Source organism: Candidatus Pelagibacter bacterium nBUS_29 (assembly GCF_051200905.1).
Taxonomy (GTDB): Bacteria; Pseudomonadota; Alphaproteobacteria; order Pelagibacterales; family Pelagibacteraceae; genus Pelagibacter.
Window position 1 is genome coordinate 887076 of sequence record NZ_CP172843.1, and the last position, 12422, is coordinate 899497.

At 29.3% G+C, this 12422-nt stretch carries 10 protein-coding genes and 1 pseudogene; 9 read left to right on the top strand and 2 right to left on the bottom strand.

Annotated features, from left to right (window positions below; genetic code table 11):
• Positions 1–5: 5 nt before the first annotated feature.
• The 8 genes and pseudogenes from ACIJYA_RS04835 to ACIJYA_RS04870 all read left to right on the top strand — a co-directional run bounded on the left by ACIJYA_RS04835 (position 6) and on the right by ACIJYA_RS04870 (position 10331).
• On the top strand, positions 6–1424 hold the full coding sequence (locus tag ACIJYA_RS04835; RefSeq protein ID WP_435087648.1) for a replicative DNA helicase: 1419 nt from the start codon (positions 6–8) through the stop codon (positions 1422–1424).
• Positions 1425–1444: 20 nt separating this feature from the next.
• Positions 1445–3836, top strand: a pseudogene (locus ACIJYA_RS04840) (efflux RND transporter permease subunit).
• Between the two features lie 6 nt (positions 3837–3842).
• A complete protein-coding gene (locus tag ACIJYA_RS04845; protein WP_435087649.1) occupies positions 3843–4388 on the top strand; it encodes a CvpA family protein in 546 nt (181 codons plus the stop codon).
• Positions 4342–5823, top strand: a complete 1482-nt coding sequence (purF, locus tag ACIJYA_RS04850; protein ID WP_435087651.1) for an amidophosphoribosyltransferase — start codon at positions 4342–4344, stop codon at positions 5821–5823. Before ACIJYA_RS04845 ends, purF begins: the two co-directional genes overlap by 47 nt.
• A gap of 65 nt (positions 5824–5888) precedes the next feature.
• On the top strand, positions 5889–7184 hold the full coding sequence (locus ACIJYA_RS04855) for a glutamate--cysteine ligase (RefSeq protein WP_435087653.1): 1296 nt from the start codon (positions 5889–5891) through the stop codon (positions 7182–7184).
• The gene (gshB, locus tag ACIJYA_RS04860) at positions 7174–8100 is read left to right on the top strand and encodes a glutathione synthase (RefSeq protein ID WP_435087655.1); all 927 of its coding nucleotides are present in this window, start codon (positions 7174–7176) and stop codon (positions 8098–8100) included. The genes ACIJYA_RS04855 and gshB overlap by 11 nt, the downstream gene beginning before the upstream one ends.
• Positions 8097–8957: a DMT family transporter gene (locus ACIJYA_RS04865; protein ID WP_435087657.1), complete on the top strand. Its 861-nt coding sequence runs from the start codon at positions 8097–8099 to the stop codon at positions 8955–8957. Before gshB ends, ACIJYA_RS04865 begins: the two co-directional genes overlap by 4 nt.
• A 57-nt stretch (positions 8958–9014) precedes the next feature.
• Positions 9015–10331, top strand: coding sequence for an MFS transporter (locus tag ACIJYA_RS04870; protein WP_435087659.1), 1317 nt, complete (start codon positions 9015–9017; stop codon positions 10329–10331).
• 8 nt (positions 10332–10339) lie between these two features.
• Here ACIJYA_RS04870 and ACIJYA_RS04875 read toward each other — a convergent pair whose 3' ends face one another.
• Entirely contained in the window at positions 10340–10711 is a 372-nt protein-coding gene (locus ACIJYA_RS04875; protein WP_435087661.1) for a TlpA family protein disulfide reductase, read from the bottom strand.
• 66 nt (positions 10712–10777) lie between these two features.
• On the bottom strand, positions 10778–11797 hold the full coding sequence (locus tag ACIJYA_RS04880; protein ID WP_435087662.1) for a D-2-hydroxyacid dehydrogenase: 1020 nt from the start codon (positions 11795–11797) through the stop codon (positions 10778–10780).
• A 72-nt stretch (positions 11798–11869) separates the two neighbouring features.
• Between ACIJYA_RS04880 and ACIJYA_RS04885 the strand changes: the two genes are divergently transcribed.
• Positions 11870–12355 (top strand): YajQ family cyclic di-GMP-binding protein, encoded by a 486-nt coding sequence (locus tag ACIJYA_RS04885; RefSeq protein WP_435087664.1) that lies wholly within the window; start codon positions 11870–11872, stop codon positions 12353–12355.
• Positions 12356–12422 lie beyond the last annotated feature (67 nt).

Consider the following 12422-nt stretch of genomic DNA (forward strand, 5'->3'; position numbering starts at 1 on the left):
TATTTATGGAAAACAATCTAAGCATCGTTAAAGATCAATTCAAAGAATTACCAAATAACATTGAAGCTGAACAAGCGGTTATTGGATCTATATTAGTTAGTAACGATATCTTTGATGAAATTAGTACAATAATTTCAAGTATTAATTTTCATGACCCAATGCATCAAAAAATTTTTGAGGCAATTGAAAGTTTAATTTATAAAGGGATGCTTGCTAACCCTATTACACTTAAAAATTATTTTGAGGATGAGAAAGATGATTTAAATGTTCCAGAATATCTAGTTAAAATTACAAAATTTTCTACATCGGTTCGTCAAGCAGTTGAATACTCAAAAATAATTTATGATATGTTTGTAAGACGAGAATTAATTAAAATTTCAGAACAAACCATTGATAGTGCAAAACTAAATGAGCTAGATACCAATGGTCAAACAATTATTGAAAATTCGGAAAGACTATTATTTGATTTAGCAGAAAAAGGCTCTTTTAACTCATCACTAGTTAAATTTGATGAAGCCATGAAACAAACAATCGAAATGGCATCTGCTGCTTATAAAAATGAGGAAGGTATTGTAGGTGTTCCAACAGGTCTTAGAGATTTAGATGATAAACTAGGTGGTCTTCACCAGTCAGATTTAATTATTATTGCTGGACGACCTTCTATGGGTAAAACATCTCTTGCAACAAATATTGCCTTTAATGCAGCACAAAAATTACAAGACAGTGGAAAAAAATCATCTATCGCTTTCTTTTCACTAGAAATGTCTTCTGAACAATTATCTACAAGAATTATTTCAGAACAAGCAAGAATTAGTTCAAATGATATTAGAAGAGGAAGAATTTCAGATGAACAATTTGATAAATTTTTAGAAACTTCAAAAAATATTGCTGAACTTCCATTGTATATCGATGAAACACCAGCAATTAGTATTGCCGCAATGAGTAACAGAGCTAGAAGAATTAAAAGATTATTTGGTCTTGATATGATTGTAGTTGACTATATTCAGCTAATGAGAGGAACAACCTTTAACAAAGATGGAAGAGTTCAAGAAATCTCACAAATCACTCAAGGTTTAAAAGCAATTGCAAAAGAATTGGCTGTTCCTGTTGTGGCTTTATCTCAACTTTCAAGACAAGTTGAACAAAGAGATGATCATAAACCTCAGTTAGCTGATCTTAGAGAGTCTGGTTCAATTGAACAGGATGCAGATGTTGTAATGTTTGTTTACAGAGAAGGATATTATTTACAAAGAAAAGAACCAAGAGAAGCAACAGTTGAACATGCAGAGTGGCAAGCAAAAATGAATGAAGTTGCTCACTTAGCTCAGATTATAATAGGGAAACAACGACACGGTCCAATAGGCAATGTAACTCTTGAGTTTGAAGAGAGATTCACTAAATTTAAAGATACTCAAATTAATTAAATTCCAATATAAAAGAGCTAATGTTTGCTCAATTGTATCATAATGGAGTTCTGAAAAACCCAAAATCAGTATTTATTGTACTTATTATTGCAATATTAAGCTTTGGGTATTATTCCAAAGATTTCAGATTAGATGCATCTTCTGAAACACTATTGTTAGAGGGTGACCCTGATTTAACCTATCTTCAAGAAGTAACTGAAAGATATGGTTCAAAAGACTTCTTAATTCTTACCTATACACCTAATGAAGGAATGGTAACTGACAGCTCAATTAATAATCTTTTAAGTTTAAAATATAAAATTCAAAGTCTCAATTGGGTTCATAGCGTCATCACTCTTTTAGATATACCTCTTTTAAGTAATTCAGAACTCTCCTCTACAAGAAAGACTTCAAAGTTTTAAAACATTAAAAGATGAGGGAGTAGATAAAAATCGTGGGTTTAAAGAAATTTTAAACAGTCCTGTGTTTAGAAATTATGTTATTAGTGAAAATGGTAATACGAGCGGTATTATAGTTAACATCAAAGAAAATAAAAAATTAGAAAATATTAAAGATTTATCAAAAAACGAAATAGAAATTTACAAGGATAAGATTAAAAAACAAAATCATGAAAATATATTAGAGATTAGACAAGTTATTCAAAGTTATGGCGATGTAGGTAAGATTTATCTTGGAGGAATTCCAATGATAGCTGATGACATGATGACTTTCATTAAAAGTGATATTGTAGTTTTTGGTATAGGAGTTCTTTTATTTATTATTGTAACTTTATGGTTTGTCTTTAGACAGTTAATTTGGATTATTGTTCCAATTTGTAGTTGCTTATTCTCAGTTGTGATTATGGTGGGCTTACTAGGAATTTTAGGTTGGAAGGTAACAGTTATTTCTTCTAACTTTATTGCATTAATGCTCATTTTAACAATGGCGATGAATATTCACATGAGTACTCGCTTTCTTCAGCTAAAAAAAGATTACCCTGCTAAAAATAATTTTGAAATTATATCTCTTACAACAAATAAAATGTTTTGGCCTATTTTGTATACAGTCTTTACCACTGTCTTTGCCTTTTTATCACTTATCTTTAGTGGAATTAAACCAATTATTGATTTTGGGTGGATGATGACTTTTGGATTAATCACGTCATTTATTATTACCTTCACCCTTCTTCCAACTCTTTTAAATTTTACGCCAACAAAAAATACATCTCTTAAAAAAGAACAAGATTCTAAAATTACAAATTATTTAAGTCTGCTTTCAATAAATAATAAAAATACAATTTTTGGATTAACTGGAATTATTATTATTTTGAGCATAGTTGGAATTAGCAAGCTCGAAGTAGAGAATAGCTTTATTAATTACTTTAATAAAAATACTGAAATTTATAAGGGAATGAAACTTATTGATGAAGAATTGGGTGGTACTACTCCACTTGAGGTAATTCTAAAATTTCCTGCAGTTGAAAATAAAGATATATCAACTGAAGATGATGAGTTTGAAGATTGGGATGATGAAGAGGATAAGAATGATGAAAAATATTGGTTTACTAAAGATAAAGTTGATAAAATAGCATCAGTTCACAATTATCTAGATAGTCTGCCAGAAGTTGGAAAAGTTTTATCTTTTTCATCTATCATTGATGTTGCAACACAGCTGAACAACAACAAGCCTCTTGGTACTTTGGAAATGGGCGTTTTGTATTCTAAAATTCCAGAAAGTATAAAAACAGAAATTATTGATCCCTATTTATCTATTGAAAACAATGAAGCTAGAATAAGTTTAAGAATAATTGACTCCCAAAAAAACTTAAGAAGAAATGATTTAATAAATAAAATAAATTTTGATCTTAAAGATAAAATAGGATTAGAGGAAAGTGAATTTAAACTAGCTGGAGTTTTAATTTTATTTAATAATTTATTACAAAGTTTATTTAAATCACAAATTCTTACTTTAGGGTTGGTAATGATTGGAATTTTTTCAATGTTTGTAATTTTATTTAGAAATATTAAATTGTCTTTAATTGGAGTAGTTCCTAATTTTATTGCAGCATTTTTTATTTTGGGAATTATTGGTCTTCTTGGCATCCCATTAGATATGATGACCATTACTATTGCGGCAATAACTATCGGTATAGCTGTAGACAATAGTATTCACTATATTTATAGATTTAAAGAAGAATTTGATAAGATTAAAGATTACAATAAAACTTTAAAAAGATGTCATTCAACAGTTGGTATTGCAATATTGAATACATCCATCACTATTGTTTTTGGTTTTTCAATTTTAGTTTTATCAAAATTTATTCCTACAATTTATTTTGGCGTGTTTACAGGACTTGCAATGTTACTTGCAATGATCTCTGTTTTAACTTTGTTACCTGCTTTAATCTTAACTATTAAACCTTTTGGAAGATAGTTGGTAATGATTGATAGTTTAAAAGATTTTTATAATTTAATATCTATAATTGATCTAATCTACATAATTATTACCTTCTTATCACTTGTTACTTGTTACAAAAAAGGATTTGTCTTAAGTATTTTATCAATGGCTAAATGGTTACTTGCCTACATCATCACTCTAATTTTATTTCCAAGAATAAAACCATACATTGAGGATATTATTGATAACGAGTATGTCTTAGATGTTGGGTTGGGAATTGCTATTTTTATATTGGTTATTTTTTTAGTATTACTTGTGAATAAAGGAATTAGTAAAGCAGTAAGTTACACTGGTATCGGAGGATTAGATTCTACCTTTGGATTCTTTTTTGGGTTTATTCGAGCATATATAATTTCAGTTTGTATTTTCTCTGGCTTTCATATTGTCTACAATTACGATAAATGGCCTATAAATATAGAGCAATCATACATCTTTCCTTACCTTGAAAAAGGTAGTAATTATCTCATAAAAGAATTTCCTAATGAAAAAACATATCAAGATTCTAAAGAAAAAATTGAAGAACTTTGATCCTAAATTAAAAGAAGAATGTGGTGTATTTGGCATAAGTAATTCAAAAGATGCCTCGGCTTTAACAGCCCTTGGTCTTCATGCTCTTCAACACCGTGGTCAAGAAGGCTGTGGAATAGTTTCTTTTGACGGTGAAAAGTATTACTCAGAAAAAAGATTTGGCTTAGTTGGAGACAACTTTAATAAAGAAAAAGTTCTTAAAAATCTTAAAGGAAACCATGCTATTGGTCATAACAGGTACAGCACAACTGGTGAAAATACATTAAGAAATATCCAGCCTTTTTTTGCAGATACTAATGCAGGTGGAATTGGAGTTGCTCATAATGGAAACTTAACAAACTCTATTGCACTTAGAAATAAATTGGTTGAAGATGGAGCTATTTTTTACTCAACATCTGATACAGAAACTATTGTTCAATTAATTGCAAAATCTAAACGACCCAAAACAATTGATAAAGTCGTAGATGCAGTGTTCCAAATTCAAGGAGGTTATGCCTTAGTAATGTTAACACAAAATTCATTGATTGGAGTTAGAGATCCATTTGGGATTAGACCACTTGTTATTGGAAAATTAGGTAACAGCTATGTACTTGCATCAGAAACTTGTGCATTGGATATTATTGGTGCTAAATTTGTGAGAGATGTTGAAAATGGTGAGATTGTTTTAATTGAAAATGATAAGTTAGAAAGTATCAAACCCTACCCTCCAAAAAAAGTAAGGCCTTGTGTTTTTGAATATATTTATTTTGCAAGACCTGACAGTATTCTTGACGGTAAAACTGCTTATGAGCATAGAAAAAATATTGGAATTGAGCTTGCTAAAGAAAATGATATTGAGGCAGATATAGTAGTTCCTGTTCCAGACAGTGGTAATGCAGCTGCTCTTGGCTTTGCCCAATATTTAAAAATAAATTATGAACATGGTTTAATTAGAAATCACTATGTGGGAAGAACATTTATTGAACCAAGTCAAAAAATTAGAAGCTTAGGAGTTAAGCTAAAATTAAATGCAAATCAAACAACTATTAAAGATAAACGAATTATTTTAATTGATGACTCGCTTGTAAGAGGAACTACCTCTCATAAAATTGTTAAAATGTTATATGATGCAGGGGCTAAAGAAGTGCATGTTAAAATTGCCTGTCCTGAAATCAGATATCCAGATTTTTATGGAGTTGATACTCCAACCAAAAAGGAATTGTTAGCTGCTAATAAGACAAATGAGGAAATTTGTGAGTATATTGGAGCTAAATCTCTAAAATTTTTATCTCTTGAAGGATTATATAAAGCAATTGGTTTTGACAAAAGAAATGATACTTACCCACAGCTTACGGATCATTATTTTACAGGGGACTATCCTGTAAAACCTATTGATCAATTAGGAGACAATAAAGTAACTCAATTATCCTTATTAAGCACTGGTTCTAACAATTAAATAGAAAAAATTTATTTTTTAATAATTATCTTTAAATTCTAAATTTAAATATTATCTAGATATATATGATCAAATCTAAAGAACAAATAATAGATTATTTTAAATCAGGAATTAAACAGACAAAAGATTTTAGGATTGGGATTGAGCATGAAAAATTTTTGTTCAGTAACATTGATAATAAAAGAATTAATTATTCAAAAATTAAAGAGATGTTTGCTGCTCTTTTAGAATTTGGCTGGAATCCAATTTTAGAGAAAAAAAATATTATAGGGCTAAACAAAGGTGGCAAAAATATTACTCTTGAACCTGGAAACCAAATAGAATTATCAGGTGATAAACTTAATCATATTCATGAAGCTTGTGCAGAGTCTCAGGATTATCTATTTGAATTAAGACAAGTTACTCAAAAATTAGGTATTAATATTGTAAGTGCTGGATTTGATCCTATTTCAAAATTAGATGAAATTCCAAATAACCCCAAACAACGATATGAGTTAATGACTAAGGACATGCCACTTGGGGGAGAACTAAGTTTAGATATGATGTATCGAACTTGTGGTACACAATTAAATATCGATTATAATTCTGAAGAAGATTTTAAAAAAAAATTTAAAGTTGTTAATTCCATAGTCCCAATTTCAATTGCTTTATTTGCAAACTCAGCAATTGTTGAAAAGAAAAAAAGTAATTATTTATCATATAGATCCAAAGTTTGGCAAAGCACCTCGAGGGGAGGACTTCCTAAATTATTTTTTGAAGAATTAGATTTTGAAAAATATGCAGAGTTTTCAATAAATTTTCCAATTTTATTTATTCAACATGAAGGGTCATATATTTCTGGAAGAAAATATACATTTAAAGATTTTATGGAGGGTAAAATTAATGAGATTGGAAACAGACTACCGACCGAAAATGATTTAACTACTCACTTAAGTACAATTTTTACAGAAAATAGATTAAAGAAATATATTGAACTTAGATCAATGGATACTTGTGGTTGGGATTGTCTATGTTCAGGACCCGCTTTCAATGTTGGGATGCTATATGGAAATTTAAATGAAGTTTATGAGTTAATTTCGACTTGGGATAAAGATAAAATTATTAACGCATATCTAGAAGCTCCCAAAAAAGGATTTAATACTCAACTTATGGGTAAAGATCTTCTTTATTGGGCAGGTACATTATTAGATTTATCTAAAAAAGGATTAGAGGACAGAGATATTTTGAATAAACATGGGAAAAATGAGACATTATTTTTAAATCATTTGCAAAAAGTAATTGATAATAAAACTACTAATGCAGATCATATGATTAATAAATTTTCTAAAACTGAAGATTTAAGTGAATTATATGATAAATAAAATCGTTGCTATTCAAGGAAATCACCCCTCAAAATTAAACTCTGAAACAGACACAAGTGTTTTTCTTGCTCATGAGATTCAAAGCAAAAACTACAAGATATTTTATTATGACCCAAAAGATTTGTCAGTAATTAATTCAAAAGTAATTGCCTCAGGATTTTTTATAAAGTTTAATTATAAAGATAAAAAATTTTTTAAAATCTTAAAAAAACAAAAACTAAATCTTACAAAATGTAAATTTATTCTAATTCGTCAAGATCCTCCATTTAATCTTGAATATATTTCGGCAACATACATTCTTGATACCATTAAAGATAAAGTTAAAATTTTAAACAACCCTACTTCAATTAGAAACGTATCTGAAAAACTATATTCTGCAAGATACCAAAAATTTATGCCAAGCACTATTTTTACTCAAAATATAAGTGAAATTAAAAACTTTTTTAAGATACATAAAAAGGTAATTATAAAACCTATCCATAGTTACGGTGGAAATGACATTCATCTTTTAAACAAATTTAATTCAAAACTAATTAATCAATTTATCAAAAGACATGATCACATAATGTGTCAAAAATTTTTACCTAAGATTAGCAAAGGTGATAAAAGAGTTTTTTTAATAAATGGTCAAGTATGTGGTGCAATATCTAGAGTTCCTAAACATGGTTCTTTTTTAAGTAACATGAGCAAAGGGGCAAAACCAATTAATGTCCAATTAACCAAAACAGAGCATAAAATTTCAAAATTAATTGCTAAAGATCTTAAAAAAGAAAATATTTTTTTTGCTGGAATAGATTTTATAGATCAAAAATTAAATGGTGATATCAATGTTACATCACCTACTGGATTAAAAACATTATACGATTTATCAGGAGTTAATCTAGCAAAAATATTCTGGAAAGAATTAAAAGCATGACAAATTTATCTGACCAACAAAAAGGATCTTTTTTAGCATTTGTTGCGGTAATGTTTATTACACCTGATAGTTTATTTATTAGATTATCGAATGTCGATACTTGGGGTTTAGTATTTTATCGTGGAATGATTCCGTTTTTTACTGTCTTGATTGGAATGTTAATCGTTTATAAATCCAATTTTTTTAAGATGTTATTTAATAGTGGTTACCATGGTTTAATTTTTATAACTACTTTCTCTATTACTAATATTACTTTTGTAGTCTCTATCCAAAACACTAATGTAGCTAATACTTTAGTCATGATTGCAATGGCACCTATGTTGTCTGCAATTTTAGGCGCTATTTTCTTAAAAGAGATACCTGATCAAAAAACTTGGGCTGCAATTGCAGTAACATTTTTGGCTGCAGTTTATATTTTCTACGACTCACTTCAATTAGGGAATGTTTATGGGGATATTTTAGGTTTTATCACAGGCCTTGGGCTTGCAATTAATGCTGTGACTATTAGATCGGCTAAGAAAAAAAACTTATTACCTGCAGCAGTTGTTGGAAAATTGTGTGTTGCAATATTCGCTATGTTTTTTATTGAAACCTACGCTTTAGTTGACCGAGATTTATTTATTGTACCATTAATGAGTATTATGTGTGTTGCTATTCCTTTTGTGCTTGTAACGATTGCTCCAAGATTTATTCCTGCTGAAGAGGTGAATTTATTCTTCCTATTAGAGACTATTATTGGTCCATTCTGGGTTTGGATGGTAATTAAAGAACAGCCTAGTATTGAGACCATTCAAGGCGGATTAGTCATCATTTTAACAATTGCGATTCACTCATTCCTAAAGCTTAGAAAATCATAAACCTCTAAATACATTTAACTTGATTTGGCCACAAATCAGAAATAGATACCGATTCAGATGGAAAAAGTATTAAAAAATTCATGGGCATTATTTTTAGGTATGGGGGCACTTATGCTTGCTTATGGATTTCAAGGATCATTACTTGGAGTTAGAGCTGTAAAAGAAGAATTTAGTTTAACAGCAACAGGGTTTATGATGTCTGGTTACTTTGTTGGTTACTTTATTGGTGCTAAAACTATTCCACAAATAATTTCTCGTGTAGGACATATCAGAGTGTTTGCAGCTTTTGCTTCTGTTGCTTCATTAGTAGTTTTAATTCATGCTATATATGTAAGCCCTTTTGCATGGTTTCTATTAAGGGTGCTTACTGGTATAAGTATGGTTTCTATTTATACTGTTGCTGAAAGTTGGTTAAATGATAGAGCAAGTAATAAAAATAGAGGCAGTGTCTTGTCCGTCTATATGGTCATCTTATATGGTGCTATGGGGCTTGGAATGTTTTTACTTAACTTTAGTGATCCATTAAACTTTGAACCCTTTATATTAATTTCAGTCATAACTTCAGCTGCACTAATTCCAATATTACTTACAAAAAGAAAAGCTCCAACGTTTAAAAAGATATCAACTATGTCTTTACAGGAAGCATTTATCTCATCTCCATTTGGGATGGTCAGTGCATTTTTTTATGGAACTATTCAATCTGCATTATTCACACTGCTAGCAGTATATGCAGCAACAATGAATTTTTCTATTTTTCAAATTTCATTAGTTACCTTTATGCTTGCGGTATCAGGTGCAATTTCTCAATGGCCTATTGGAAAATTGTCTGATATGTTTGATAGAAGAAGAGTAATTATTATAGTGACTTTTGCATCAGCATTCTTTGCTTTTTGTGCAATTTTATCTTCAAGACAAATGTATTTACCAGGTGAGTTAGCAACCAGTAAATTTTGGTTTTATGTTTTTTTAATTTTATTTTCTTTTTGTAGTCTTCCAATGTTCTCTTTAATTTTAGCACATACCAATGATTTTATCCCAAAAGAAAAATTTGTTGCAGCAGGTGCTAGTTTACAGTTTACATTTGGTATGGGTGCTATGGGTGGCCCTTTTTTATGTTCGGTATTTATGGGTTTCGTTGGACCTAATGGTTTTTTTATATTCTTAATATTTTTTCATTCTTTAATTGGAATTTATGGACTTTATAGATCAAAAGTTAGACCTGTTGTTGAAAATCCAGATTCTCAATTCGTTGCAATGCCACAATCAATTACGCCAGCTGGTATTGAATTAAACCCTTCAACTGAACCTATTGAAGAACCTGTTAAACCATCTTTAGAACCTGTAATTGAAGAAAACAAACCTAATAGTCTTTAGTATTTTAATTATTCTAAAGATTTGATCTGAGAGTAAATCTTATCTTTATTTGTTTGACCAATGGTTCGTGATAATTCTTTGCTATTTTTATAAACAACAATTGTTGTCCAATAATTAATACCTAAAGATTTTGCAATTTTTTTATCTTTCGTTTGTTCAAAGCTTAAAAATATTACATCTTTGAAATCTTGTTTGGCTTTGTCTAATACTTTTATTTGTTTAGCACAAGTTGTGCAGGTCTTGTTCCATGAATGGATTACAACAGTTTTTCCCTCTAATTGTGATTTTTCAAAAATCTCATTAGTAAAAGTAGTTTCTTTACTTACAGCAACTGAATTAAGGCCAAATATTAAAAGTATAAAGATTAGAATATTTTTCATAATTAGAAGTAATCTACACCCAACTAGTATTTCTGTAATTAAACAAATTGTCTCTATGACCTTACTTTAATAACCTAACTTTCTATCAATTTGATTAATAAGTTCCTTTTTTTCTAAAAAAAGTTTGAGATTTTTAAAGAATATCTTTAACACCATCTCAATATAATTGCCTTGACTATCTGATGAAATATGTGGTGTGATTATTAAATTTGGCGTATCCCAAAGATTAGAGTCTTTTGGTATGGGTTCGTGAGAAAATACATCTAAAATAGCACCAGCTATTTCATTTTTTTCTAATTTAATTCTTAAAGCCTCATAATCTAACACTGAGTGTCTGCCAATGTTAACAATTCCACAGGTAGATTTAAGACTGTCTAATCTAGTCTTATTAATTAATCCTTTTGTTTCTTCTGTTTCAGGAACTGCGAGATATAAAAAATCAGCACTTGGCAATACTTCATCTATTTTATTAAAGGTAATTACTTTTGAGCAACCCTCAACACTTTTTCCTTTTCGATTAACCCCAATAACTTCAGCTCCAAGTTTACTTATATGCTTTATCATTGAGCCACCTAAAGATCCGGTTCCAACTACAACAACTTTAAAACCTTCAATAGGTTTACTTAGTAATGTAACAAACTCTTTATTTTTTTGATTTGTAACTATTTTGGTTATTTGATTTTGAAGCATTAAAATACTCATTAAGCCGAATTCTCCTGCTTTTTTAGCATGCACACCACTACTGTTTGTTAAAACTAAATCTTCTTTCATCCAATCAAAGGGAGATAGATGATTAACTCCGGCAGAACTTACATGTATCCATTTAAGCTTTGGAGCTATAGCTTTAATATTTTCTGTTGGAAATTGCCAACCAAGCAAAATATCTGCTTCTTTCATAGAAGTTAGATAATTATCATCATCCCAATCTATTAAATACTCTATCTTTTCTCTAATTCCTGGAAATTGACTTAGTCCTTTTTCAAATTCTTCTTTAGTTATTGTACTATGCTTTTCACCTTCTGGATCACAAGGCAAAAAACCTTCTTTCCAGTGGTTATTTCTTATATGAATTTTAATTTTATTCATTTGTTAAATATTATCTTATCTTTAATTTCTTTTAATAAAAAATATATTATCATATAGATTAATAAAAATATAATGCCTTCATTTGATGTAATCAGTAAAATTAATTATCAAGAATTTGATAATGCCTTAGCTAATTGTTTAAGAGAGATTAGTAATCGATATGATTTTAAAGGACTAAATATTTCAATTGAACGAAAAGATAAAAATATCACTACACTTGCATCAGATGAGTTAAAGCTAAAACAAGTCAATGAACTGTTAGAAACTCATCTTGTAAGAAGAAAAGTGGATCCAAGAGTACTAAGTGTTAAAAATTCAGAAGGTGCATCAGGTGGAACCATTCGACAGGTTAGTGAATTAAAAGAAGGAATAAGCCAAGAAAATGCAAAAAAGATCATTGGGGACATAAAGAAACTTAAGCTTAAAATACAGATTAAAATCCAAGGAGAAGAATTAAGAGTTGATGGAAAAAAAAGAGATGACCTTCAAGATGCGATAGCTGTAATTAAAACAATTGATATAGGTTTACCAATTGAATTTATAAATTTTAGGGATTAATCCAGAATAAATGAAAAAACTTTTAGGGATCCTGGTTCTAGGTTTGTTGTTGAGTGGTAATGCTTAT

Coding starts and splice junctions, on each gene's coding strand:
- ACIJYA_RS04835 (WP_435087648.1), top strand. CDS start 6: ATGGAAAACAATCTAAGCATCGTTAAAGATCAATTCAAAGAATTACCA.
- ACIJYA_RS04845 (WP_435087649.1), top strand. CDS start 3,843: ATGATTGATAGTTTAAAAGATTTTTATAATTTAATATCTATAATTGAT.
- purF (WP_435087651.1), top strand. CDS start 4,342: ATGAAAAAACATATCAAGATTCTAAAGAAAAAATTGAAGAACTTTGAT.
- ACIJYA_RS04855 (WP_435087653.1), top strand. CDS start 5,889: ATGATCAAATCTAAAGAACAAATAATAGATTATTTTAAATCAGGAATT.
- gshB (WP_435087655.1), top strand. CDS start 7,174: ATGATAAATAAAATCGTTGCTATTCAAGGAAATCACCCCTCAAAATTA.
- ACIJYA_RS04865 (WP_435087657.1), top strand. CDS start 8,097: ATGACAAATTTATCTGACCAACAAAAAGGATCTTTTTTAGCATTTGTT.
- ACIJYA_RS04870 (WP_435087659.1), top strand. CDS start 9,015: ATGGAAAAAGTATTAAAAAATTCATGGGCATTATTTTTAGGTATGGGG.
- ACIJYA_RS04875 (WP_435087661.1), bottom strand. CDS start 10,711: ATGAAAAATATTCTAATCTTTATACTTTTAATATTTGGCCTTAATTCA.
- ACIJYA_RS04880 (WP_435087662.1), bottom strand. CDS start 11,797: ATGAATAAAATTAAAATTCATATAAGAAATAACCACTGGAAAGAAGGT.
- ACIJYA_RS04885 (WP_435087664.1), top strand. CDS start 11,870: ATGCCTTCATTTGATGTAATCAGTAAAATTAATTATCAAGAATTTGAT.